Raw genomic sequence first — 24,091 nt, forward strand, 5'->3', positions numbered from 1 at the left:
GGAACATCATGCGAACAAACACCCGTTCCCTGAGGCGCGCGGCTCTCGTCGGCGCCGCGATCGGGCTCGTGGCACCCGGCATCGTGGTGGCCGGGTCGGCGACGGCCGACGAGCCGCTCGACTGCTCGACCGTCGCCTGGATGGACACCAGCAAGACACCGGCCGAGCGGGCAGCCGCGCTGCTCGAGGTGAGCAGCCAGTACCAGACCTACCGCTGGCTGGTCGAGCAGCCCGCGACACAGCCGACCACGACGTCGTTCCGGGGTGTGGAGTACCCGGTCCAGGTGGAGTGCACGCCGGAGATCACGTACACCGACGGCCCGGACGGTGTTCGGACGTCCGGAACGACGGCGTGGCCGGCCCCGCTCGCGATCGCAGCGACCTGGGACACCGACCTGGCCTACGACAAGGGCGACGCCATGGGCGAGGAGTCGTTCCTCAAGGGCCGAAACATGATCCTGGCACCGGGGGTCGCGAGTGGCCGCACCCCGCTGTCCGGCCGCACGCCGGAGTACCTGGGCGAGGACTCGCTGCTCTCCGGCCTCATGGCCGCCGCCGGGGTCAACGGCATCCAGGCCGACGGCACCGTGCTCGGCGAGCTGAAGCACTACGTCGCCAACGAGCAGGAGACCGCCCGGACGACGAGCTCGTCCAACATCGACGAGCGCACCCTCCGCGAGGTCTACGAGCTGCCGTTCGAGATCGCGCTCCAGCGCAGCGACCCGGGCAGCATCATGTGCTCCTACAACCAGATCAACGGCACCTACGCCTGCGAGAACGCCGAGACGCTCGGTGCGCTCAAGGACGACCTGGGCCTGGACGCCGGGTTCGTGGTCAGCGACTTCGGCGCCGTGCACACCACCGCCGCGTCCCTGAACGCCGGGATGGACCAGGAGCTCAACCGCCCGCGGTACTTCACGCCCGCGCTGCTGGACGAGGCGCTCGCCGCAGGTGAGATCACCCAGGAGCGGATCGACGAGGCCGCGATGCGCGTGATCAGCGCGTACATCGCCGGCGGCCTGTTCGACAACCCCAAGCCGGTCGCCACCACCGACAGCGTCTCGACCGAGGCGCACAAGGCGCTGGCCTACCAGGCCGGCCTGGAGAGCTCGGTGCTGCTCAAGAACGACGGCATCCTTCCGCTCGACACCTCCGGTGTCGGCTCGATCGCGCTGATCGGTCCGACCGCCTCCAGCACCGTCACCGACGGGATCAGCGCAAGCTCCGTGTGCTCGATGTCCGGGTTCCGCGGGGGGAGCCTCACGTGCGAGGACCTCGTCTCGGCCGAGACGGCGATGACCGCACGGGCGGCCCAGGACGGCATCTCGGTGGCATGGAACGACGGCGCCGACCTCACCGCAGCCGCAGATGCGGCCGCTGCGGCAGACGTCGCGGTCGTGTTCGGCTACCAGCGGATGGGCGAGTTCTCCGACATCCCCGACCTGCACCTGCAGGGTGGCGGCGACGCGCTGGTCGAGGCCGTCGCAGCGGCCAACCCCAACACCGTCGTGGTCCTGCAGACCGGTTCCGCGGTCGAGATGCCGTGGATCGACGGCGTCGACGCCGTGCTGGAGAACTGGTACGGCGGCGAGGTCCAGGGGCCGGTCATCGCGTCCCTGCTGTTCGGCGACGAGTCACCGTCCGGCAAGCTGCCGATGACGTTCCCGGTCTCCTTGGCCGACACGCCCACCGCGGGTTCGGTCGAGCAGTTCCCCGGCGTCGCCGACGCGTCCGGCATCCTCCAGGTCGACTACAGCGAGGGCCTCGAGGTCGGCTACCACTGGTACGAGGCGCAGGGCATCGAGCCGCTGTTCCCGTTCGGCTACGGCCTGACCTACAGCACGTTCAGGTACAGCCACCTCCAGGTCACCCCGACCAGCACCGACGGCGACCACGCGGTCCGGATCAGCTTCCGGCTGACCAACACCGGTGACGTGACCGCGACCGAGGTGGCCCAGGCGTACGTCGAGCTCCCGGCCGCGGCCGACGAGCCCTCGAAGCGCCTGGTCGGCTGGGAACGGGTCACGCTGCGTCCGCACCAGCACAAGAACGTGACGATCACGCTCACCCGCGACGACCTGCGCGACCTGCACCTGCTGCAGTACTACGACACCGAGGACGGCGCCTGGACCACCGCGAACGGCGTCTACACGGTGACCGTGGGTGGCTCGATCGACACCACGTTGACCGACACCTTCCGGATCCACCACGCGAGCCGGCACCACCACACCGCTCGCTGAGGACCGGACCGGACGGAGCCCTCGAGGCCCGGGGGCTCCGTCCAGCTCACGCCCAGGGGTGGAGCGTCACACGCCAGCGCTCCACCCCTGGGTCCCGCGGCGGTCCTGGGTCTCCCGGCGACGGCGCGCACCGGCCCGACGCGTCGGACCGGGCCCGCGCGGTCGGGGCCGCGCGGTCGGGGCCGCGCTCAGCCGGCGTCGGCGAGCAGACGCTCCGCCTCGTCGAGGTCGGTGATCAGCACGTTGACCCAGCCGCCGAGCAACGCTGCCCGGACCGCGGAGTGCTTCCTGGGCCCGCCCGCCACGCCGACCCGACGCGGGACCCGGCGCAGCGCATCGGCCGAGATGCCGACCACCCGCTCGTCGACCGCCGAGAGCACCGGCTCCCCCGCGGCGTCGAAGAACCGCTGGCAGATGTCGCCGACCGCGCCCGCGGCGCGCAGGATCCCCTGGTCGTCGTCGGGCAGGGCGTTGCCGGACTCGCGCAGCAGGGGCGACGGCTCGAGCGACCCGATGCCGACCAGGACCGTGGTCAGCCGCGCCCAGGTCGACATCACCTCGGCCAGGGTCGGGTCGGCCATGATCGTGGCCCGCGCGCGGGCGCTGCCGAGCAGGCCCGGCGCGGACATGAACACCGGCGAGGCGCCGGTCGCGGCGGCGAACTGGCCGAGCAGCCGCGTCGCCTGCATCTGCACGCGAGGCTCGCCGACGCCGCCGACCAGCTGGACGACCGTGTCGACCACCGAGGTCCGGGCCGGTCGCATCCGCTCCACCGCGGCCAGCAGCGTGGCGGACCACGACGCGATCCCGACGGTGTCCCCGCCGGTCAGCGTGGTGTCGAGGTAGACCGCGGTGGCCGCGCCGAGCGCGGGCACCACGTCCTCGTCGTTGCCGCCGACGTCGACCACGACCGCCTCGCCCAGGCCGTACGCGGCCTCGAGGCGTTCCTCGAGATCGGTGTGCACCTCGGTCGGCAGCGCCACCGTGGTGCGCACGATGCCGACCTCCTCGGCCCGCTTGAGCAGCCGGGAGACGCGAGGCTGCGAGACGTGCAGCTCCGCCGCGATCTGCGACTGCCGCAGCCCGCGCTCGTGGTACATCCGCGCGACCTTGACCATGAGCCGCAGCTGGTCCTCGCTGTGGCCGAACCGACCCACCATCGGGTTGGCACGTTCGACGTCCACGCGGCCTCCTCCCTGCGCTGCCCGTCGCCGCGGATCGTAGCGGGACTCAGCGGCCGAGGACGTCCCGAGCCGCCGTGGCGATGCCGCTCGCGCTGATCCCGAAGTGGTCCATCAGCCAGGACACCGACCCGGTGGGCGCGAACGTGTCCGACACACCGACGAACCGCATCGGCGCCGGGTGCCGGGTGACCAGCAGCTCGGCGACCGCTCCCCCCAGGCCGGAGGTGAGCGCCTCCTCGACGGTGACGATGCCACCGGTCTCGCGCGCCGCGGCCAGCAGGGCCGCCTCGTCGAGCGGCTTGATGGTCGGCATCGACAGCACTCGTGCGGAGATGCCGTCGGCCGCGAGCAGCTCGGCCGCGTCCAGCGCGCGCACCACGGTGGTGCCGGTGGCGACCACCGTCACGTCCGAGCCGTCCCGCAGCGTGAGGGCCACGCCCGGGGCGAACTCGTACCCCTCGGGCACCACGTCGGGCACGCCCATCCGGGCCACCCGGATGAACACCGGGCCGTCGTGCGCGGCGGCCCACCGGATCGCCTGGGCGGTCTCGGTCGGGTCGGCCGGGACGATCACCGTCAGACCCGGGATCGTGCGCAGCCAGGCGAGGTCCTCGATCGAGTGGTGGGTCGGGCCGAGCTCGCCGTACGCCATGCCGGGGCTCTGCCCGACCAGCACCATGTGGTGCTGGGAGTAGGCGGCGTCGATCTTGACCTGCTCCATCGCGCGGGCGGTCAGGAAGCAGGCCGCGGCCGAGACGAACGGCACCTTGCCGCCGTTGGCCAGACCGGCACCCACCCCGACCATGTCCTGCTCGGCGATGCCGACGTTGACCAGCCGCTCGGGGAAGCGCTCGGCGAACGGCCCGAGCTTCGACGAGCCGACCGAGTCGTTGACCACGGCCACGATCCGGTCGTCGGTCTCGGCCAGCTCGACCAGGGTCGAGACCCAGGCGTCGCGGCAGTCGTGCAGCACCCGCTCGGCGGGTGTGGTCGCAGTGCTCATCATCACTCCAGCTCGGACAGCGCCTGAGCGACCTGCTCGGCGGAGGGCACCTTGTGGTGCCAGGCGACGTTGTCGGACATGAACGAGATCGGGTGACCCTTGTCGGTGTGCGCGATCACCGCGGTCGGCTTGCCGGACGGCGCGGGCACGCCGGCGAAGACGTCCAGCAGCGCCCCGTGGTCGTGGCCGTTGACCTCGACGACCTCCATGCCGAACGCGGCGAGCTTGTCCGCGAGCGGCTCGAGGTCGTTGGTGTCGGCGACCCGGGCGCCCTGCTGCAGGCGGTTGCGGTCCACGATCACGCACAGGTGGTCCAGGCCGTGGTTGCCCGCGGTCATCAGGGCCTCCCAGTTGGAGCCCTCCTGCAGCTCACCGTCGCCGACGACCACGAAGGTGCGCCGCGACGAGCCGTCCAGCTTGCCGGCGAACGCGGTACCGACCGCGATCGGCAGACCGTGCCCCAGCGGGCCGGTCGAGGCCTCGACCGCCGCGATCTTGGTGCGCGCCGGATGGCCGTTGAGCTGTGACAGCGGCTGCATGAAGGTGGACAGCTGCTCCGGCGGGAGGAAGCCGGCCATCGCCAGCGTGGTGTACAACGCGGCGGCCGCGTGCCCCTTGGACAGGATGAACCGGTCACGGTCCGGGTCCCCCAGCTGGTCCGGGGACATGTTCATCGCGTGCAGGTACAGGGTCACCAGGATGTCGATGACCGAGAACTCCCCACCGATGTGCCCCAGCCCCGCCGCACGCACCATCATGATGTCGCGCCGGCGGACCAGACGGGCGGCCTCGGCCAGGTGGGCCACGGCCTCGTCGCGGCTCGCGCCGGACGGCACCCGACCGAGCACGGTCAGGGTGTCGCCGGGCACGGCCTGCGGGTCGACCTGCGGGACGAGGTCTTCCTCGACGGTCACGAATCCTCCTGGATGGTCCCGAACAGGGCGTCCTGGACGACCTTCTGGGCACCGAGGGCGTCCTGCGCGGCCTGCGCGGCCTTGAGCGCCTCGATGTCCAGGACCTCCAGGGCCCGGTAGACGTGCTTGAGGAACCGGATGGACAGCTTCGCGGTCTCGACCGTGTCCTCCCGGAACGGGAACTGGTCGAGCTGCCAGACGCCCTCCCAGCCGTTGGCCTTGAGCGTGTAGAAGTACTCGAACAGCTCGATCGGGTGGACCGAGCCGACCATCATGTCGTCGTCCCACGAGCGCAGGTTGTCGTTGACGTCCATCGCCCAGAGCAGGCCGTGGTCGATCAGCAGCTGCGCGGCCGCTGCCGGCGACTCGCCGCCGAACAGCGCGTGGCCGAAGTCCAGCAGCACGCCGACGTTGTCCACGCCCATCGCCTTGATGCCGAGCGCGGTCTTCGCGGAGGAGTCCCAGAACATCTTGTTCCGCGGCTCGCGCGGCTTGTACTCGATGACGATCTTGATGTCGGCGTTGGCCTGCGCGAGCTCGCGCATGCCGTCGACCGCGAGCCGCCACTGCTCGCCGTGGTCGACCTGGAACGGGTAGTCCCAGCCGTCCTGGCCCGGCCACACCTTGAGGTAGCGGGCGCCGAGCTCGCGCACCACACCGGCGGCCTCGTTGAGGAAGACCAGCACGTCGGCCCGCACGGCCGGGTCGGGGTTGGTGAACGCGCCCTTGGAGTACTTGCGCATGTAGATCTCGGGAGTGACGCCGATCGCCTGGAGGCCGTGCTCCGCGAGCGCCGCCTTGACCTGGTCGACCGTGACGCCCTCGGTGAACGGGTACGGCACGTCGACGTACGACAGGTCCCCGACCTCTCCGGCGCGGGCGATCTGCTCCAGCGTCGTGACCGGCGGCTTGTAGCCGTCCGTGGCGTACCGGTCGAGGTAGCTCGCGAAGTGCCAGAGCCCGGCACCGAACGGGGGGTAGGTGGTCATTTCTATTCAACTCCGATCGTTCATGCACAGTCTAGCAGATCCCGCGGCGCGGGGTCGGAGGGGCCGTCGCCGCCCGGGCCGCCCCGCGCCGGCGCGAGGAGGTCGTCCCGCGGGACGGCGCCGGGGCGGGGCGGAACCGGGTGGGGGCGTCCCTGCGGGCCGGGGCCCGGCCCGCAGGGATCCGCCTCACTCGATGGCGAACAGCGTGTAGCGGTCCACGTTGGACTTGTCGATCAGGATGCAGTCGATCGACTGCTTCTCGTCGGCGCCGGTCGAGCCGGTGCGGATGAACTGGTCCGCCTGCTCGACGGCCATCTGCGCGATCTGCACGGCCGGCTGCAGACCGGTCGCCAGCATCGTGCCGTCCTTGATCGCCTGCGCGGCGTCCGGGCTGCCGTCGAAGCCGGCGACGATGATCTTGCCGGTCAGGCCCGCGGCGTCGACCGCCGCGACCGCGCCGAGCGCCATCGTGTCGTTGCCCGCGATGATGCCCTGGATGTCCGAGTCGGCCTGGAGCAGCGTCTCGACCTTGCTGAAGGCCTCCTGCTGGTCCCAGTTCGCCGTCTCCTGGGCGGCCATCTCCATGTCGGAGTACTGGTCGATCACCGCGTGGTACGCGTCGGAGCGCACGTGCGCGTTCGTGTCGGTCTCGCGACCCACCAGCTCGATGTAGCGGCCGGTGCCGCCCATCGCCTCGACGAACGCCTCGCCGACCAGACCCGCACCCTGCGCGTTGTTCGACACGATCTGCGCCTGGACGATGCCGGTCTCGTTGATCTCACGGTCGATCAGGAACACCGGGATGCCGGCGTCCTCGGCCTTCTGCACCGCACCGATGGTCACGTCGGCGCCCGCGTTGTCCAGGATGATCGCCACGGCACCGTTGGAGATCGCGGTGTCGATCAGCTCGGACTGCTTGTTCGGGTCGTCGTCGTGCGAGTCGGACTGAGCGGTGTAGCCGAGCTCCTCGGCCTTCGCCACCGCGCCGTCGGCCTCGGCCTTGAAGAACACGTTGGAGTGCGAGGGCGTGATCACCGCGATGAGGCCGCCGGCCTCGCCGCCGCCCGCGCTCTCGGACGCGGTGTCCGACGCGGTGCTGGATGCGCTGTCGGACGTCTCGGTGGTCCCGCTCGAGCCCGAGCACCCGGCCAGGGCCAGGGCCGAGACAGCGGCCACCAGCACCGCGCCACTGCGGAGTGTGCGTCGCATTCGGTCTACCTCCTGTGTGATGGTCCCGGCGCCCGTCACTGGGCCCCGGCGTGGTGTGCCGCCAGCTCACGCTTGACGCTCTGCGCGGCGACGGCGGCCGCGCGGGCGTTTGTCAACCTCTGCTGGCCCTGGTCGAGCATCACTGCGAGCACGATGACCAGGCCCTTGATGACGGTCTGCCAGAAGGTGGAGACACCCACCATGACCAGGCCGTCGGAGAGGAAGCCGATGACGAACGCGCCGATCAGCGCGCCCTTGACGGTGCCGCGCCCACCCGCGAGGGAGGCGCCACCGATGACCACCGCGGCGATCGCGTTGAGCTCGAACGAGGTACCGGTCTGCGGTGCGGCGGAGGTCAGCTCCGACGCGATGATCAGGCCGGCCATCCCCGCGCAGACGCCCGAGATGATGTAGACCTTCATCTTGATCGACCGGACCGGCACACCGCCGAGCTCGGCGGCCCGCTCGTTGCCACCGGTGGCGTACAGCCGGCGGCCGAACGGCGTCTTGGCCGTGAGGATCCAGATCGCCACCGCGAAGATCACCATGATCCAGATCGCGGTCGGGATGCCGAGCGGCCGGGCCACGCCGAGGAAGCTGAAGCCGGTGTTGCCCAGCTCGGGGTCGCCCTGCAGGCGCGGGAACGTGGACCCGTTCGAGATCAGCAGCGCGGCGCCGCGCGCGATGTAGAGCGTGCCCAGCGTCGCGATGAACGGGGCTACCCCGAACCGTGTGACGAGCAGTCCGTTCAGGGCTCCGACGAGGGCGCCCACCGCGAGCGAGACCAGCACGACGACCCACACCGCCGGGTAGGCCGTGACGTCGAAGATCGACAGGTCCCAGCCCTGCAGCAGCACGCCCGCGACGATCCCGGAGAGCCCGACGATCGAGCCGATCGACAGGTCGATGCCGCCGGTGATGATGACCAGCAGCATGCCCATCGCGAGGATCGCGTTGTAGGCGACGTGCTTGGTCATCGTGATCAGGTTCGTCGGCGTCAGGTAGGCGTCCGACAGCAGCGCGAACACGATGATCAGCACGATCAGCGCGACGAACGCCCGCTGGTCGAGCAGGAACTCGCCGATCCCACGCTTGGCGGCGGTGGGGGCCGGAGCGGCGCCGGGCGCCTTGGTCGTGGTGGTCGCCATCTCACTCGTCCTCGGTGGTGGTGGGCGGGTTGGGGTTGGAGGTGGTCGCGAGGTCGGGGACCGACACGTCCGACGCGGCCATCAGCTGCTCGCGGTCGACCTCGCGCGGGTCGAGCACCGCCGAGACGCGCCCGCGGGCCATCACGACGATCCGGTCGCACGCGTGCAGGACCTCGCCGACCTCGCTGGTCGCGAACAGAACGCCGATCCCGTTGCGGGCCTCGGCGGCCATCAGCGCGAAGATGTCGGCCTTCGCGCCCACGTCGATGCCGCGGGTGGGCTCGTCGAGCACCAGCACGCGGGGCTGGGTCAGCAGCGCCCGGCCGATCACGACCTTCTGCTGGTTGCCGCCGGACAGCGAGCCGATCGGTGCGTCCTGGCTGGCCGCCTTGACCCGCACCACGCGCGACGCCTCGTCGACCGCACCACGCTCGTCCTTGGCCCGCACGAACATGCCGCGGACGAACCGGGACACCGCGGCGAGCGCCATGTTGCGTCCCACCGACAGGGCCGGCACCAGGCCGTCGCGCTGCCGGTCCTCGGGGACCAGGATCAGCCCCGCGTCGATCCGCTCGGACACCGAGGCGTGGGTCAGGTCCCGTCCCTCGAGGACGATCCGGCCACCCAGCACGGGGTTGCGCCCCGCGACGGCCTCGAGCAGCTCGGTGCGCCCGGCGCCCATCAGGCCGTAGACCCCGACGACCTCGCCGGCGTGCACCGTGACCGACACGCCCCGCACCGCGAGACGCTCGGGGCTGTCCGGGTCGGCCACGATCAGGTCGGAGATCTCCAGCAGCGGCTCACCGGGGTCGTGCGCCATCGGCGCGAACAGCGCGCCCTCCTCGCGCCCGACCATCTGGGTGATGATCCAGCCCATGTCGACCTCGGACATCGGGGCCTGCGCCACGACGTTGCCGTCGCGCAGGATCACCGCGTGGTCCGCGATCTCGAGGCACTCGTCCAGGTGGTGCGAGATGTAGATGATCGACACGCCGCGGGCGGTGAGCTCCCGGATCACCCGGAAGAGCACGTGCACCTCGGTCGCGGAGAGCGCGGAGGTCGGCTCGTCCATGATCAGGACGCGGGCCTCCTCGCTCAGCGCCCGGGCGATCTCGATCAGCTGCTGCTGGCCGAGGCGGAGGTCGCCGACCAGGGTCCGCGGGTCGATCGGCTCCTCGAGGTGCTCCAGCAGCTCGGTCGCAGCGTCGCGCTGCACCTTGTCGTCCACGAAGGCGCCGCGGGTGCGCTCCCGCCCGACGAAGATGTTGTCGGCGATCGACAGGTTCGGGCAGAGGTTGAGCTCCTGGTGGATGATCGCCACGCCGTGCGCCACGGCCTCGGTCGGCGAGGCGAAGGTCACCGGCTCGCCGTCGAGCTCGATCGTGCCCGCGGTGGGCTGCTCGACGCCGGCCAGGATCTTCATCAGGGTCGACTTGCCGGCCCCGTTCTCGCCGATCAGGGCGGTGACGTGGCCGCGCCGGACCTCGAAGTCGACGCCGCGCAGGGCGTGCGTGCCGCCGTAGACCTTGGCGACCTCACGCGCCCGCATCACCACGTCGGTCGCGGCACCCGTGGCGGTCGCGGTCACGGACCGACCTCGATCTGCACCGGGACGATGGTGACGTGGTCGATCTCGCCACCGGTCTTGGACACCCAGGTGAAGGCTCCGATCACGTGCACCTGCTGACCCATCAGGCTCTCCGGGTCCAGGTCGCCGTAGACGGCGTCGGCCGCGCGGGTGTTGAGCTCGATCGCGACCGTCTGGTACTCGGTCTGGTTCACGAAGTCACCGAAGGTGAGGTCGGTGCCGGCGTCCCGGATCGCGGTGTTGGAGCCCAGCGGCGGGACCGCGACACCGACCGTGATGCCGTCCGGCAGACCGTCGACCTCGAGGCCGAACTCGCCGAAGTTGCCCTCGACGACCGTGCCGGTCGCCTCGGCCGCGAAGCTCCACGGCTTGGTGGCGTCCTCACGGTTGCCGTACTTCTCCCCCGCGGCGTCCGGGTTCGCCACGACCTCCGCGAGCAGCGTGTCGAGCGGCTGCGCGCCGTCGACGATCGTCGGGACCACCACGGTGTCGTAGTTGAGGTCCGCGTACTCCTTGGCGGTGTCGGCCGGCTGCGCGAGCGACGACGTCGACACGAACGTGGTGTCGGCGATCGCGAGTCCGACCACCACGAGCGTCACGGCGGTGCCGATCACCGCGGGGCGGCGCCACCACGGCACCGCGCGGCCGGTCGCAACTCGGGGAGCTGCTTCGGTTCCCATGTGTCTCCTTCGACGAGGTTCCGGCCTGGGCCGGTCGTGCTTCAGTCGGTTGCCGGTACGGCGAGCCCGCGCGAGCGGGCGACGGCTGCGGCCCAGGCCGCACGGGCCGGTCCGCGGGTCGTGACGGCGTCGGGGGTCGGCACCACGCGCCGCCCGGGCGCAGGGTGCGCGGTGGGCAGGCCGAGCGTCCGGGCGGCGAGCAGCGCGGCTCCGAGAGCCGACGCCTCCGCGACGTCGGACACCTCGACCGGCCGGTCGAGCAGGTCCGCCTGGGTCTGCATGAGCAGGCCCGAGGCCGTCGCACCGCCGTCGGCATTGAGCACGGCGAGCCGCACCCGACCGTCGGACTCGATCGCCTCGACGACGTCGGCGACCTGGTGCGCCACCGACTCGAGTGCGGCCCGGGCGAGGTGCTCGCGTCGCGTGCCGCCGGTCACGCCGGTGAGCACACCGCTCGCGTCGCGGTCCCAGTACGGCGCGCCGAGCCCCGAGAACGCGGGTACGAAGGCCACCCCGCCGGCGTCCGGCACGTCGGCCGCGAGCGCGGTCAGGAACGCTCCGCCGGACAGCCCGGGCGGGACGCCGAGCGTGGTCGCCATCCAGTCCAGTGCCGACCCGGTCGCGACGATGTTGCCCTCGCGTGCGTAGGTCACCGCGCCGCCCGCCTGCCAGGCGACGGTCGTCGCGATCCCCTCGGGCGCGCGCTCGAGGCCGGCGAGCGGCGTCATCACCGACGACCCCGTGCCGAAGGTGGCCTTACCGGTGCCCGGCTCGGTGCAGCCGTGGTGGTACAGCGCGGAGTGCGAGTCGGCCAGCACCGCCGCGACGGGCACGCCGGCCGGCAGCCGCCCCTCGCCGAGGGTGACGCCGAACCCCGCGTCCGACGCCCGCACCTCGGGCAGCGCGGCGGCCGGGACGCCGAACAGGTCGAGCAGCTCGGGGTGCCAGTCGAGCGTCTCCAGGTCGAGCAGCAGGGTGCGCGAGGCGTTGCCCGCGTCGGTGGCCGCCACGCCGGTGAGCCGGCGCACGAGCCACGCGTCGACCGTGCCGAGCGCGACGTCGTCGGGGTCGGCGCCCGCGGCGACGGCCGCGTCGAGCGCAGCGCGCATCTTGGGCGCGGAGAACATCGGGTCGAGCGACAGCCCGGTGCGACGGCGGACCAGCTCGGCGGCGTCCGGCCGCGCGGCAGCGAGCCCGACGCACCAGGCGGCGGTTCGCGCGTCCTGCCAGCCGAGCACCGGGCCGAGCGGCTCGCCGGTCGAGCGGCTCCAGCAGACCACCGACTCGCGCTGGTTCGAGATCGAGACGGCGGCCGGCGTGGCGTCGACGGCGGCCAGGCACTCCTGCGCGGCCTCGAGCGTCGCCGACCAGAGCTGCTCGGCGTCCTGCTCGACCCAGCCGGGGCGCGGGAACGCGATCCCGACCGGGCGAGACGCCGAGGCGAGGACCTGACCCGTGGCAGGGTCGAGGAAGATCGCCTTGGTGTTGGTCGTGCCCTGGTCGAGCGCGAGGATTCCCGCGGCGGCCGTCCGGTTCGTGTCGATCATCACAGTCCTTGTGAATATCCATTCCGCATCGAATGAAGTACGCTCACCGTAGGGATTGCCGCTCGGGACTGTCAACCGCCGTTGCCGAGCCGTGATGAACGAAGGAGTCACATGGATCACGACGTCGTGGTCGTCGGGTCGGTCAACGCCGACCTGGTGCTCGAGGTACCCCGCCACCTCCACCCCGGCGAGACCCTGCTCGGCCGGGACGCGAGCGTGCTACCTGGCGGGAAGGGCGCGAACCAGGCCGTCGCGGCCGCCCGGCTCGGAGCGGACGTCGCGATGGTCGGCGCCGTCGGGACCGACCCGAACGCCGACGTCGCGCTCGCCGAGCTCCGGCGAGCGGGCGTGGACCTGGCCGCCGTGCGCCGGGTCGAGGGGCCGACCGGGCTGGCGGTCGTCACGCTCGCCGACGACGGCGAGAACTCGATCATCGTCATCCCGGGTGCGAACTCGACCACCGACGTCGCGGCCGTCGAGGCCGCCGCGTCGACGATCGCCGGCGCCGCGGTGTGCGTCCTGCAGGCCGAGATCCCGCTCGACGCGGTCGGCCGCGCAGCGCACCTCGCGCACGAGGCCGGACGCCGCGTCGTGCTCAACGTCGCCCCGGCCTGCCGGCTGCCCCTCGACGTGCTCCGACTCGCCGACCCGCTCGTGGTCAACGAGCACGAGGCCGCCATCCTGCTCGGTGCCGACCCGGGTACCGCGGTCCCCGCGGAGCAGACGGTGCGCGAGCTCGCCGAGCTCGGTGTCGGTTCGGTGGTGCTCACCCTCGGCGCGGCCGGCGTGGTCGGCCTGGACGCGACCGGAACCTGGTCGCTGCCCGCCCGCCCGGTCACCCCCCGGGACACCACCGGCGCCGGCGACGCGTTCGTCGGCGCGCTCGCGGTCGGGCTGGCGCAGGGCGACCCCGCCCGGGACGCCGCGCTGCTCGCCACCCGGGTCGCGGCCGCCTCGGTCCAGCGCCTCGGCGCCCAGCTCTCCTACCCCTGGAAGGACGACCCCCTGCCATGAAGCGTCACGGCATCATCAACGCCCCGCTGTCCGGTCATCTCGCACGGCTCGGCCACACCGACCTGGTCGTGGTCGCCGACGCCGGCCTGCCGGTGCCGGCCCATCTGCCGGTGGTCGACCTCGCGCTGGTCTACGGCGAGCCGCGGTTCACCACGGTCCTGGACGCCTTGCTCGCGGAGATCGTGGTCGAGCACGCCTGGGTGAGCGAACCGGTGGACGACTGGCCCGCGGCCGGCTGGATCGACGAGCGGCTGGACTCCCCTGCCGAGCGCCTCCCGCACGACGAGCTCAAGGCGATGGTCGGCCGCGCGCAGCTGGTGATCCGCACCGGCGAGGACACCGCGTACTCGAACGTCGTGCTGCGCTGCGGCGTGCCGTTCGCGGTCTGACCGCGGCGCGACCCCGGCGCAAGCGAACGCAAGTTCTTGCGAACATTTGCTAGCCTGAGCGCCATGTCGCGCAGACTGGCGGATGTCGCCCGCAAGGTGGGCGTGAGCGAGGCCACGGTCTCGCGCGTGCTGAACAACAAGCCCGGCGTCTCCGAGGCGACCCGCCAGGCCGTGCTCACCGCGTGCGACGTGCTCGGCTACGAGCGGCCCACGAAGCTGCGCGGCGAGCGGGCCCGGCTGGTCGGCCTGGTGCTGCCCGAGCTGGCGAACCCGATCTTCCCGGCGTTCGCCGAGGTGGTCGGCGGCGCGCTGGCACAGCGCGGATTCACCCCGGTGCTGTGCACCCGGACCGCCGGCGGGATCAGCGAGGCCGAGTACGTCGACCTGCTGCTGTCGCAGCACGTGTCGGGCATCGTCTTCGCAGGCGGGCTGTACGCCGAGCGCTCGGCCTCGCACGCGCACTACCGCGAGCTCGTGGAGCGCCGGCTGCCGGTGGTGCTGATCAACGCCTCGATCGAGGACCTCCCCTTCCCACGCGTCGCGTGCGACGACGCGGTCGCGGTCGAGCAGGCGCTCGGGCACCTCGTCGCCCTCGGGCACGAGCGCATCGGCCTGCTGCTCGGCCCGGGCGACCACGTCCCGTCCGAGCGCAAGCTGGCGGCCGCCGAACGCATGCTCACCACGCTCGGGCGCCCGTTGCCGCCCGAGCGCGTGGCCCGCAGCTCCTACTCCCTGGAGAGCGGGCAGGCCGCGGCCACCCGGCTGCTGGCCACCGGCGTCACCGCCATGGTCTGCGCGAGCGACGTGCTCGCCCTCGGCGCGATCCGTGCGGCTCGCCGCGCCGGGCTCCAGGTGCCCACGGACGTCTCGGTCGTCGGGTACGACGACTCGGCCCTGATGAACGCGACCGACCCGCCGCTGACCACGGTGCGCCAGCCGATCGAGCCGATGGGCCGGGCGGCCATCGAGATCCTGGTCGCCGCGATCGACGGCGCCGCGGCCGGCTCCGACGAGCTGCTCTTCGAGCCCGAGCTCGTGGTCCGCGGGTCCACCGGCGCGGCACCCGCGCCGCGCTGAGCCGCACCGGCACCCGAGCGCTCGGCCACCCGCCGCACCGTCTCGCCGGGTGCTCCTGACCCGCTGTCGAGCTCGCGCTCACGCCGTGCGTCGCCGCGCCGGGACCACCGGTGCGTCCCCTCCGCGCCGAGGACCGCCGGCGCCACCTCACCGGCCGTCGTCGACCGGACCCCTCGCCCGCCCTGCCATGTGAGCGATCACGCTTCGCGCGCCGCCAGATCACGTTTCCATCTCGCTGTTGTCGAGTTCTTGCGTGAAAGTCCGCGATTCCTTTAGTGTCATCGCCGTGCCCGAGGACGGGTGCCGGACGAGGGGAGCCGCTGGTGGCCGAGCAGGAGTGGTGGCGCTCGGCGGTGATCTACGAGGTCTACCCGCGCAGCTTCTCCGACGGTTCCGGCGACGGCGTGGGCGACCTGGCCGGCGTCCGTGAGCGCCTCGGATACCTGGCGGACCTCGGCGTCGACGCGCTCTGGTTCACGCCCTGGTACCGCTCGCCGATGGCCGACGGCGGCTACGACGTCCAGGACTACCGGACCATCGACCCCGCCTTCGGAACTCTCGCCGACGCCGAGGCCCTCGTCCGTGAGGCGCTCGAGCACGGCATCCGCACGATCGTCGACGTCGTGCCCAACCACGTGTCGAGCGAGCACCCGTGGTTCCGCGACGCGCTCGCCGCCGGACCCGGCTCGCCCGAACGGCAGCGCTTCTGGTTCCGGCCCGGGCGCGGCGAGCACGGCGAGGTCCTGCCCACCACGTGGGTCTCCAACTTCGCCGGGACCACCTGGACCCGCACGGCCGACGAGCACGGCAGGCCCGGCGAGTGGTACCTGCACCTCTTCTCCCCCGAGCAGCCGGACCTCAACTGGGAGCACCCGGACGTGCGGGCCGAGCACGAGGACGTGTTGCGCTTCTGGTTCGACCGCGGCGTGGCCGGCGTGCGGATCGACTCGGCCGCGCTGCTGGTCAAGGACCCCACGCTGCCCGAGGTCCCGCCGAGCCCCGGACCCGGTGAGCACCCGCACGAGGACCGCGACGACCTGCACGACGTCTACCGCGCCTGGCGGCGACTCGCCGACACCTACTCGCCGCCACGCGTGCTGGTCGGCGAGGTGTGGCTCGCCGACTCCTCCCGGTTCGCGCGCTACCTGCGCCCCGACGAGCTGCACACCGCGTTCAACTTCGACCTGATGGCCCGGCCGTGGGCCGCCGGCCCGCTGCGTGAGTCGATCGACCTCACACTCGCTGCGCACCGTGACGTCGGGGCGCCCGCGACCTGGGTGCTGTCCAACCACGACGTGACGCGCCCGGTCACGCGGTACGGGCGGGTCGACACGGGATTCTCGTTCGCCGCCAAACGGTTCGGCACGCCGACCGACCTCGACCTCGGTCTGCGCCGCGCGCGGGCGGCGTCGCTGCTGGTCGCGGCCCTACCCGGCAGCCTGTACATCTACCAGGGCGACGAGCTCGGTCTTCCCGAGGTCGAGGACCTGCCCGACGAGCTGCGCAGCGACCCGATGCACGCCCGCTCGGGCGGCGTCGACCCCGGCCGGGACGGCTGCCGGGTCCCGCTCCCGTGGTCGGGCGACGCCGCGCCGTTCGGCTTCTCACCGGACGGGGTGCAGCCGTGGCTGCCCCAGCCCGAGGACTGGAAGGCTCTCACCGTCGAGCGCCAGCTCGCCGACCCGGACTCGACCCTCGTCCTGTACCGCAGGACCCTGCGGACCAGGCGCGCCGAGCCGGACCTGCACAGCGCCGACCTCCGCTGGCTCGACGCCGGCCCCGACGTCCTCGCGTTCGCCCGGGGCGGCATCGCCTGCGTGGTCAACCTCGGGTCCGCCGCCGTGCCGCTGCCCGCGCACGACGGGGTCCTGCTGGCCAGCGCCGCGTTCGACGGCAGCGCCCTCCCACCCGACACCGCCGCCTGGCTGCGCCTGCCCGAGGGGGTGCGCATCGACACGTGAGCCCACCCGACCGCCGGATCGTGCCGGCCCTCCCCGGCACGTCCCCCGCCGGTCCCACCGACCCGAACCGACCCGGTCCCGCCCGGACGACCCGATCCACGATTGAAGGAGCGACAACGATGTCCCGATCGATCCCACGAGCGGTCAAGGCACCGCGACCTGCCCTGGCGGCGCTCTCCGCCGTCACCGCCCTGACCCTGCTCTCTGCCTGCTCCGGCGCCGCCGCGAGCTCCGACGGCGACGACACCTCGTCCGGTGACGCGACCTCGGCCGACGAGCAGGTCACGCTGAGCGTGGTCAGCCTCATCCCCGGCTCCGAGCAGGCGGCCTTCGACGCCTTCGACGAGCGGGTCGCGCAGTTCGAGGAGGCGTACCCGAACATCACGGTCGAGCCGCAGGAGTACGAGTGGAAGGCGACCACGTTCGCCGCCCAGCTCGCCGGCGGCACGCTGCCCGACGTGTTCGAGATCCCGCTCACCGACGCCAAGACCCTGATCGAGAACGGCCAGCTCGCCGACATCGACGCCCAGTTCCAGCAGCTGCCCTACGCCGGCGACTTCAACCAGACGCTGCTCGAGGCCGGCATGGGCCCGGACGGCAAGGTCTACGCGATCCCGGCGAAGTCCATCTACGGCGTCGCGCTGCACTACAACCGCGACCTGTTCACCCAGGCCGGGCTCGACCCCGACGAGCCACCCACGACCTGGGACGAGGTCCGCGCGGACGCCAAGGCGATCAAGGACGCGACCGGCGTGGCCGGCTACGCCGAGATGGCCGCCAACAACACCGGTGGCTGGCAGCTGACCGCCGCGACCTACGCCCGTGGCGGTCGCGTGCAGGAGGTCAACGCCGACGGCAGCTACACCGCGACGCTGGACAACCCCGGCACGCGTGACGCGCTCGAGTTCCTGCACGCGCTGCGCTGGGAGGACGACTCGCTGCTCGCCGACTCCACGCTCGACTGGGGCACGATCAACCAGGCGTTCGCAGCCGGCCAGCTCGGCATGTACACCTCCGGCTCGGACGTCTACACCTCGCTGGTCGAGACCAACGGCGTGCCGGCCGACATGTACGGCCTCACCGGGATCCCGCTCGAGGGCGCGGACTCCGGCGTCCTGGTCGGCGGCACGCTCGCGGCCGTCAACGTCAAGGCCGACGACGCGGTCAAGGACGCGGCCGTGAAGTGGATCGACTTCTACTACCTGTCCAAGCTGCGCGACCAGGACCAGGCCGTCGCCGACGCCCAGGTCCGCGCCGAGAACGACCAGCCGGTCGGCACGCCGGTGCTGCCGATCTTCAGCCAGGCCGAGTACGAGACCGCGCTCGGCTGGGTCCAGGACTACGTCAACGTGCCGCTCGACCAGATGACCGGCTACACCGACGTGATGTTCGACCAGCCGGTGGTCGGTGAGCCGAGCCGGTCGACGCAGGAGACCTACGCGGCCATGGACGCGCTCGTGCAGGCCGTCGTCACGGACCAGAACGCGGACCTCGACGCCCTCATCGCGGCGGCGAACAGCCAGGTCCAGTCCCTGCTCGACGCCGGGTGACCCCGTGCCGGGGGGGGGCGGGGGGGCGGCCGGCCCCCCCCCCCCGCGCCCCCCGGGGCGCCGCCCCCCCCCCCCCCCCCCCCCCCCCCCACGACCGTCCCCGACGTCTCGGCCCGCGCCTCGTGCCGAGACCCCACCGACCGGAGGAGCACCATGGCCGTCACCACCCGCCCGCCGTCCCGCGCCCGAGCGCGGACCGGCCGGCTCGGTGCGTCGCTGAGCACAGCCGTGTTCGCCGTGCCCCTCGTGGTCATCTTCGGCGTCTTCTCCTGGTGGCCCATCGTGCGGGCCGGGGTGATGAGCTTCCAGGAGACGAACCTCATCACGACCACCTGGGTCGGGCTGGACAACGTCCGCGCGGTGCTCGCCGACCCGCTGCTGCCGGTCGCGATCCGCAACACCGCGTGGTTCGCCCTGCTCGCGCTGATCTTCGGCTACCCGATCCCGTTGCTGGCCGCCGTGCTGATGAGCGAGGTGCGGCGGCGCAAGGGGCTCTACTCGGCGCTGGCGTACCTGCCGGTGGTCGTCCCGCCGGTCGTCGCGGTGCTGCTCTGGAAGTTCTTCTTCGACCCGCGGCCGGAGGGCGTGTTCAACGAGATCCTCGGCTGGGTCGGCCTCGGCCCGTTCCCGTGGCTCCAGTCGATGACGTGGGCGATGCCGTCGCTCGTGCTCGAGGCGACCTGGGCCGCGGCGGGCGGGACCGTGATCATCTACCTTGCGGCGCTCACCTCGGTCCCGGCCGAGCTGTACGACGCGGCCGAGGTCGACGGCGCGTCGATCTGGCGCAAGGTGTGGCACGTCACGCTCCCCCACCTGCGCGGCGTGCTGCTCATCACGCTGATCCTGCAGGTCATCGGGACCGCTCAGGTGTTCGTCGAGCCGTACCTGTTCACCGGCGGCGGACCGGCCAACGCGACCCTGACGATCCTGCTGCTGATCTACCGCTACGCGTTCGGCCAGAGCCTGGGGGCCGACTACGGGCAGGCCACGGCACTGAGCCTGATGCTCGCGATCGTCCTCGGCGTCCTGTCCCTCGTGTACTTCCGCCTCACCCGCAGCTGGAGCACCTCGTGACGACCATGCTCACCCGCCGCACCGACACCGACTCGACCCCCGACGCCGCCCCGGCGCCACGCCGCCGTCGGCGGGACCACCTGCCGGCTGCGGCGAGCGACGAGCGGTCGGTGCTGTCCAGCGCGGACTGGCGCAGACCGGTCGTCCGCCGCAGCATGCGGCTGGTGCACGGCGTGCTGCTCGGGCTCCTGCTGCTCGCCGGCGTGGGGCCGATCCTGCTGCTGGCCAAGTTCGCGATCACCCCCACCCAGGACATCCTGCGCACGCCCTTGGCGGTGTTCCCGAACGGGATCGCCTGGGGCAACCTCGCCGAGGCGTGGAACGACGTCCAGGTGAGCCGCTACTTCCTCAACACCGTGGTGGTGGCAGCCGGGTCGTGGGTGTGCCAGGTGCTCGTCGCCACCACCGGCGGCTACCTGCTGTCCGTGCTGCGCCCGAGGTACGCGACGGTGCTGCAGTGGGCGGTGCTGAGCACGCTGTTCGTGCCGGCGGTCGTGCTGCTGGTCCCGCTCTACCTGACGATCCTGCACCCGCCGGTCGGCCCGTCGATGCTGAACACCTTCTGGGCGGTGTGGCTGCCGGCCGGTGCGAGCGCGTTCAACGTGCTCCTGGTGCAGCGCTTCTTCGACTCGCTGCCGCGCGAGGTCTTCGAGGCGGCCCGGATGGACGGGGCCGGGCCGTTCCGCCTCTTCTGGTCCGTGGTGCTGCCGATGAGCAAGCCCATCCTCGGCGTGGTCAGCGTGTTCGCGGTGATCGCGTCCTGGAAGGACTTCCTGTGGCCGCTGCTGGTGCTGCCGAACCCGGACCTGCAGCCGCTGTCGGTGCGGCTTCCGTCGCTTCAGGGCTCGACCGACATGGGCGTGCTGATGGCGGCGCTCGCGATCTCCACGGTCATCCCGGTCGTGGTGTTCCTGGCGTTCCAGAAGCTGTTCCTGAACGGCGCCGGGCTCGGCGGGGCGGTCAAGGGCTGACCGGTCAGGTCGACTCGCGCACCACGAGGGTCGCGACGTCCCAGTCGAACGCCGGCGGCTGCGGCGCACCGTGCGCGCGGTGCAGGACGAGCGCCGCAAGGTGCTCGGCCAGGAGGTCGACCCGCTGGTCGATCGTGGTCAGCGGTGGGCTGGCGAGGGCTGCCAGAGCGATGTCGTCGAGCCCGATGACCGCGAGGTCGTCCGGGGCGGACATGCCGAGGCGGTGCATGCCGGCGAGCACCGCGAAGGCGGCCTCGTCGTTGTAGGCGGCGATCGCGGTCACGCCCGCGTAGAGCCAGCGCGCCACGGCCTCCTCGGCGGACGCCACGTCGAGCCGGACCGGCACCACGACCGGTTCGGGCATGCCTCGTTCGCGGCACGCCCCGCGAACGCCGGCCAGGCGACCGTCCAGGAACAGTGCGAACCGCGGGTCCTCCGGTGCGGCGTACCCGATCGCGGTGTGCCCCCTGCTCGTGAGGTGCTCGACCTGCATCCGGCCGAGGTGCTGCTGCGGGATCTCCTGCCCGTCGTCGCCCGACGCAGGGCCGAGCACGTCGACGACCGGCACGCCGGCGTCGCGCAGCTCCTGCCGACCCGAGGGCCCGAGCGGTCCGACCACGACCACCGCGGCGGGTCGCAACCCGGCCCAGGTCTGTCGCAGCGTGCCGGCCGCCGCGCGGCGCGTGGCCGCCGACAGACCGGCGGCGTCCAGGACGTCGGTGAGCGTGTCGATGAGCTCCGCCATCACCTCACCGATCGTGACGTCCGGGATCAGCAGCAGCACCGTCTGGCTCGTGCCACGCCGCAGCGCGCGCGCCGCCTCCGACGGTTGGTACCCGAGCTGCTCGGCGGCCTCGAGGACCCGCTTGCGCGTCGCGTCGGTGATCTTCTGACCCGGGTGATCGTTGATGACGTAGCTGACGGTCGCGGCCGAGACCCCCGCCGCACGGGCGACGTCCTTCGCGGTGACAGCCATGCGCACCCCCGGCTCCCCGGCGCGCGGCGCGCCGTGACTTATGCGATTCAAGCACAGTGCACCAGCAGCACGCGAGATTCCCTGACGCTGCACGTGGCAAGCGGTGCCGGAACCTGGCGCGCGGCCACTTAATCGTGTCATCATTGACGCTCAACGGCCGCAGCCGCCCGAACGAAGGGACTCCCGTGACCACCGACCCGCACTACGACGTCGCCGCGCTCACCCTCGAGGAGAAGGCGTCGCTGGTCACCGGCCGCGACGTCTGGCGCACCGCCGAGGTCGAGCGCCTCGGGATCGGCTCGGTCATGGTCACCGACGGTCCGCACGGCCTGCGCAAGCAGGAGGCATCGCCGGACGAGCTCGGACTGGGCGCCTCGGTCCCGGCGACCTGCTTCCCGACCGCTGCCGCCCTGGGGTCGTCCTGGGACGACGAGCTCGTGCGCCGGGTCGGGGTCGCACTCGGCGACGAGACCCGCGCGAACGACGTCGCCGTCCTGCTCGGCCCGGGCATCAACATCAAGCGGTCACCGCTGTGCGGACGGAACTTCGAGTACGTCTCGGAGGACCCGCTGGTGTCCGGCCGGATCGGCGCCGCGCTCGTCCAGGGCATCCAGTCCCGCGGCGTCGGCACGTCGCTCAAGCACTACGCGGCGAACAACCAGGAGACCGACCGGATGCGGGTCTCCGCCGAGGTGGACGAGCGCACCCTGCGGGAGATCTACCTCGCCGGGTTCGAGCACGTGGTCCGCACCGCGCAGCCCTGGACGATCATGTGCTCGTACAACCGGGTCAACGGTGTGCGCGTCTCGGAGAACCCGTGGCTGCTGACCCAGGTCCTGCGGGACGAGTGGGGCTACGAGGGCCTGGTGATGTCCGACTGGGGCGCCGTGTGGGACCTGCCGGCCGCGGTCGACGCCGGCCTGGACCTCGAGATGCCGGGCACCGGTGGCCGCACCGCGGCGGACGTCGTCGCCGCCGTGCGGTCCGGCCGGCTCGACGAGGCCGCGCTGGACCGGGCCGCGGCCCGCGTGCTCGCGCTCGTCGAGCGCGTCCAGCCCGCGCTCGCCGACCCCGGTACGGCCGATCTCGAGGCCCACCACGCCCTTGCCCGCGAGGCGGCGGCCGCCGGCGCGGTGCTGCTGAGCAACGACGAGGTCGAGGGCGCTCCCCTGCTCCCGCTCGACCGTGCTGCGCGGATCGCGGTGATCGGCGAGCTCGCACGCTCACCGCGCTACCAGGGCGCCGGCTCGTCCCAGGTCAACCCGACGAGGCTGGACGACCTGCTCGGCGCGCTCGAGGCCGAGCTCGGCGCACCGGTGCCGTTCGCACCCGGCTTCACCGTGGCGGGCGTGCCCGTCGAGCAGGCGGACGACGCCGCGCTGCGCGCCGAGGCCGTCGAGGTGGCCACGGAGGCGGACGTCGTCGTGCTGTTCCTCGGCCTGCCCGCCCCCGAGGAGTCCGAGGGCTTCGACCGCACCACGCTCGAGCTGCCGGCCAACCAGGTCGCCACGCTCGACGCGGTCGCGGCCGCCAACCCGCACGTGGTCGTCGTGCTCGCGAACGGCGGCGCCGTGACCATGCCGTGGCGGCAGCACGCGCCGGCCCTGCTCGAGACCTGGCTCGGCGGTCAGGCCGCCGGCTCGGCGATCGCCGACGTCCTGCTCGGCCTGCGCGAGCCCGGGGGCCGGCTGACCGAGACCGTTCCCCTGCGTCTCGAGGACACCCCGGCGTTCGGCAACTTCCCCGGCGAGGCGCGCACCGTGCGGTACGGCGAGGGCGTCCTGGTCGGCTACCGCTGGTACGACACGCGCGACCTGGCCGTGGCGTTCCCGTTCGGGCACGGGCTGGGCTACACGACGTTCGGCTACGGCCCGCTCACCGCTGCCGTCCGGGGCACCGGTGCCGAGACGACGATCCGCGCCGAGGTCACCGTGACCAACACCGGCGCCCGCCGCGGCAAGGAGGTCGTCCAGCTGTACGTCGCCGACCCCGAGTCGGCGGTGGTCCGCCCGGTCCACGAGCTCAAGGACTACGCGACCGTCGTGCTCGAGCCCGGTGAGTCGACGGCCGTCGTGTTCGAGCTGCCGGCCCGCGCGTTGTCCTACTGGCACCCCGAGCTGTCCCGGTGGGTGGTCGAGGGCGGCGCGTTCGTGCTCGAGGCGGGTGCCAGCTCGCGCGACGTGCGAGCGCGGACCGAGATCGAGGTCGTCGGTGAGCAGTTGTGGGGCGAGCTCACCGCCGAGTCCCGGGTCGGCGAGTGGCGCGCCCACCCGGTCGGCGCGCCACTGCTCGCCGACGCGATGGCCAGCGCTCCGGAGCTGGACGAGACGATGCAGGCGATGGTCGACGAGATGCCGGCGCGGGTGATCGCGGCCCTCGGCCTCGCCGGCTTCGACCTCGACGGCCTCGACGAGCTCGTGGCGCGCGCGCGGCGCGGCTGACAGGGCCACAGCGCTCCCTGCCCGGCCACCTGCCACCCCGCCGAGACAGGGGTTCTGCGCCGAGGCAGGGGTGTCCTCGCCCCGATCTCGGTCGGAAGCCCCTGTCTCGCGCCGTGCCGAGCCGACCGCCACTCCT

At 72.5% G+C, this 24,091-nt stretch carries 19 protein-coding genes; 9 read left to right on the plus strand and 10 right to left on the minus strand.

Going from position 1 to position 24,091, the window contains the following annotated elements; all coding sequences use genetic code 11:
* The first annotated feature begins 8 nt into the window (after positions 1 to 8).
* On the plus strand, positions 9 to 2,240 hold the full coding sequence (locus tag OEB99_RS07780) for a beta-glucosidase (RefSeq protein ID WP_263509466.1): 2,232 nt from the start codon (positions 9 to 11) through the stop codon (positions 2,238 to 2,240).
* A gap of 188 nt (positions 2,241 to 2,428) precedes the next feature.
* Here the strand turns inward: OEB99_RS07780 and OEB99_RS07785 are convergent, their stop codons facing one another.
* The 9 genes from OEB99_RS07785 to OEB99_RS07825 form a co-directional block, all read right to left on the minus strand.
* The gene (locus tag OEB99_RS07785) at positions 2,429 to 3,424 is read right to left on the minus strand and encodes a sugar-binding transcriptional regulator (RefSeq protein WP_263509467.1); all 996 of its coding nucleotides are present in this window, start codon (positions 3,422 to 3,424) and stop codon (positions 2,429 to 2,431) included.
* Between the two features lie 46 nt (positions 3,425 to 3,470).
* Positions 3,471 to 4,427, minus strand: a complete 957-nt coding sequence (locus OEB99_RS07790) for a transketolase family protein (RefSeq protein WP_263509468.1) — start codon at positions 4,425 to 4,427, stop codon at positions 3,471 to 3,473.
* Positions 4,428 to 4,429: 2 nt separating this feature from the next.
* Entirely contained in the window at positions 4,430 to 5,341 is a 912-nt protein-coding gene (locus tag OEB99_RS07795) for a transketolase (RefSeq protein WP_263509469.1), read from the minus strand.
* Positions 5,338 to 6,330 (minus strand): sugar phosphate isomerase/epimerase family protein, encoded by a 993-nt coding sequence (locus OEB99_RS07800; protein WP_263509470.1) that lies wholly within the window; start codon positions 6,328 to 6,330, stop codon positions 5,338 to 5,340. Before OEB99_RS07800 ends, OEB99_RS07795 begins: the two co-directional genes overlap by 4 nt.
* Positions 6,331 to 6,516: 186 nt before the next feature.
* Complete coding sequence (locus tag OEB99_RS07805) at positions 6,517 to 7,539, minus strand: D-ribose ABC transporter substrate-binding protein (RefSeq protein WP_263509471.1); 1,023 nt, start codon at positions 7,537 to 7,539, stop codon at positions 6,517 to 6,519.
* 35 nt (positions 7,540 to 7,574) lie between these two features.
* Positions 7,575 to 8,687 (minus strand): ABC transporter permease, encoded by a 1,113-nt coding sequence (locus OEB99_RS07810; RefSeq protein WP_263509472.1) that lies wholly within the window; start codon positions 8,685 to 8,687, stop codon positions 7,575 to 7,577.
* A 1-nt stretch (position 8,688) separates the two neighbouring features.
* Positions 8,689 to 10,275, minus strand: coding sequence for a sugar ABC transporter ATP-binding protein (locus OEB99_RS07815; protein WP_263509473.1), 1,587 nt, complete (start codon positions 10,273 to 10,275; stop codon positions 8,689 to 8,691).
* The gene (locus OEB99_RS07820; RefSeq protein ID WP_263509474.1) at positions 10,272 to 10,955 is read right to left on the minus strand and encodes a DUF2291 family protein; all 684 of its coding nucleotides are present in this window, start codon (positions 10,953 to 10,955) and stop codon (positions 10,272 to 10,274) included. The genes OEB99_RS07815 and OEB99_RS07820 overlap by 4 nt, the downstream gene beginning before the upstream one ends.
* Positions 10,956 to 10,996: 41 nt before the next feature.
* Positions 10,997 to 12,502 carry an FGGY family carbohydrate kinase gene (locus OEB99_RS07825; protein WP_263509475.1) on the minus strand — a complete coding sequence of 502 codons (1,506 nt, stop codon included), beginning with the start codon at positions 12,500 to 12,502 and terminating at the stop codon, positions 10,997 to 10,999.
* A 111-nt stretch (positions 12,503 to 12,613) separates the two neighbouring features.
* On the opposite strand from OEB99_RS07825, the gene OEB99_RS07830 reads away from it, so the two are divergent.
* From OEB99_RS07830 to OEB99_RS07860, 7 genes are all read left to right on the plus strand, one after another.
* Positions 12,614 to 13,516 carry a ribokinase gene (locus OEB99_RS07830; protein ID WP_263509476.1) on the plus strand — a complete coding sequence of 301 codons (903 nt, stop codon included), beginning with the start codon at positions 12,614 to 12,616 and terminating at the stop codon, positions 13,514 to 13,516.
* Positions 13,513 to 13,905, plus strand: coding sequence for a D-ribose pyranase (rbsD, locus tag OEB99_RS07835; RefSeq protein WP_263509477.1), 393 nt, complete (start codon positions 13,513 to 13,515; stop codon positions 13,903 to 13,905). Before OEB99_RS07830 ends, rbsD begins: the two co-directional genes overlap by 4 nt.
* A 63-nt stretch (positions 13,906 to 13,968) precedes the next feature.
* Positions 13,969 to 14,982, plus strand: coding sequence for a LacI family DNA-binding transcriptional regulator (locus OEB99_RS07840; protein ID WP_263509478.1), 1,014 nt, complete (start codon positions 13,969 to 13,971; stop codon positions 14,980 to 14,982).
* A 323-nt stretch (positions 14,983 to 15,305) separates the two neighbouring features.
* Positions 15,306 to 16,943, plus strand: coding sequence for a glycoside hydrolase family 13 protein (locus OEB99_RS07845; RefSeq protein WP_263509479.1), 1,638 nt, complete (start codon positions 15,306 to 15,308; stop codon positions 16,941 to 16,943).
* Between the two features lie 119 nt (positions 16,944 to 17,062).
* Positions 17,063 to 18,493 (plus strand): ABC transporter substrate-binding protein, encoded by a 1,431-nt coding sequence (locus tag OEB99_RS07850; protein WP_263509480.1) that lies wholly within the window; start codon positions 17,063 to 17,065, stop codon positions 18,491 to 18,493.
* A gap of 153 nt (positions 18,494 to 18,646) precedes the next feature.
* Positions 18,647 to 19,567, plus strand: coding sequence for a carbohydrate ABC transporter permease (locus tag OEB99_RS07855; RefSeq protein ID WP_263509481.1), 921 nt, complete (start codon positions 18,647 to 18,649; stop codon positions 19,565 to 19,567).
* Positions 19,568 to 19,572: 5 nt separating this feature from the next.
* Positions 19,573 to 20,538, plus strand: coding sequence for a carbohydrate ABC transporter permease (locus OEB99_RS07860; protein WP_263509778.1), 966 nt, complete (start codon positions 19,573 to 19,575; stop codon positions 20,536 to 20,538).
* A gap of 4 nt (positions 20,539 to 20,542) precedes the next feature.
* On the opposite strand, the gene OEB99_RS07865 is transcribed toward OEB99_RS07860, so the two are convergent.
* A complete protein-coding gene (locus OEB99_RS07865) occupies positions 20,543 to 21,514 on the minus strand; it encodes a LacI family DNA-binding transcriptional regulator (protein ID WP_263509482.1) in 972 nt (323 codons plus the stop codon).
* Between the two features lie 185 nt (positions 21,515 to 21,699).
* Here OEB99_RS07865 and OEB99_RS07870 point away from each other — a divergent pair, with 185 nt between their 5' ends.
* Positions 21,700 to 23,955 (plus strand): beta-glucosidase family protein, encoded by a 2,256-nt coding sequence (locus tag OEB99_RS07870; protein ID WP_263509483.1) that lies wholly within the window; start codon positions 21,700 to 21,702, stop codon positions 23,953 to 23,955.
* Positions 23,956 to 24,091: the final 136 nt, after the last annotated feature.

Origin of the sequence: Actinotalea endophytica (genome assembly GCF_025717005.1) — a bacterium.
Classification (GTDB): Bacteria; Actinomycetota; Actinomycetes; order Actinomycetales; family Cellulomonadaceae; genus Actinotalea.

Coding starts and splice junctions, on each gene's coding strand:
- OEB99_RS07865 (WP_263509482.1), bottom strand. CDS start 21,514: ATGGCTGTCACCGCGAAGGACGTCGCCCGTGCGGCGGGGGTCTCGGCC.
- OEB99_RS07800 (WP_263509470.1), bottom strand. CDS start 6,330: ATGACCACCTACCCCCCGTTCGGTGCCGGGCTCTGGCACTTCGCGAGC.
- OEB99_RS07840 (WP_263509478.1), top strand. CDS start 13,969: ATGTCGCGCAGACTGGCGGATGTCGCCCGCAAGGTGGGCGTGAGCGAG.
- OEB99_RS07825 (WP_263509475.1), bottom strand. CDS start 12,502: ATGATCGACACGAACCGGACGGCCGCCGCGGGAATCCTCGCGCTCGAC.
- rbsD (WP_263509477.1), top strand. CDS start 13,513: ATGAAGCGTCACGGCATCATCAACGCCCCGCTGTCCGGTCATCTCGCA.
- OEB99_RS07805 (WP_263509471.1), bottom strand. CDS start 7,539: ATGCGACGCACACTCCGCAGTGGCGCGGTGCTGGTGGCCGCTGTCTCG.
- OEB99_RS07855 (WP_263509481.1), top strand. CDS start 18,647: ATGGCCGTCACCACCCGCCCGCCGTCCCGCGCCCGAGCGCGGACCGGC.
- OEB99_RS07860 (WP_263509778.1), top strand. CDS start 19,573: ATGCTCACCCGCCGCACCGACACCGACTCGACCCCCGACGCCGCCCCG.
- OEB99_RS07830 (WP_263509476.1), top strand. CDS start 12,614: ATGGATCACGACGTCGTGGTCGTCGGGTCGGTCAACGCCGACCTGGTG.
- OEB99_RS07790 (WP_263509468.1), bottom strand. CDS start 4,427: ATGAGCACTGCGACCACACCCGCCGAGCGGGTGCTGCACGACTGCCGC.
- OEB99_RS07850 (WP_263509480.1), top strand. CDS start 17,063: ATGTCCCGATCGATCCCACGAGCGGTCAAGGCACCGCGACCTGCCCTG.
- OEB99_RS07780 (WP_263509466.1), top strand. CDS start 9: ATGCGAACAAACACCCGTTCCCTGAGGCGCGCGGCTCTCGTCGGCGCC.
- OEB99_RS07820 (WP_263509474.1), bottom strand. CDS start 10,955: ATGGGAACCGAAGCAGCTCCCCGAGTTGCGACCGGCCGCGCGGTGCCG.
- OEB99_RS07810 (WP_263509472.1), bottom strand. CDS start 8,687: ATGGCGACCACCACGACCAAGGCGCCCGGCGCCGCTCCGGCCCCCACC.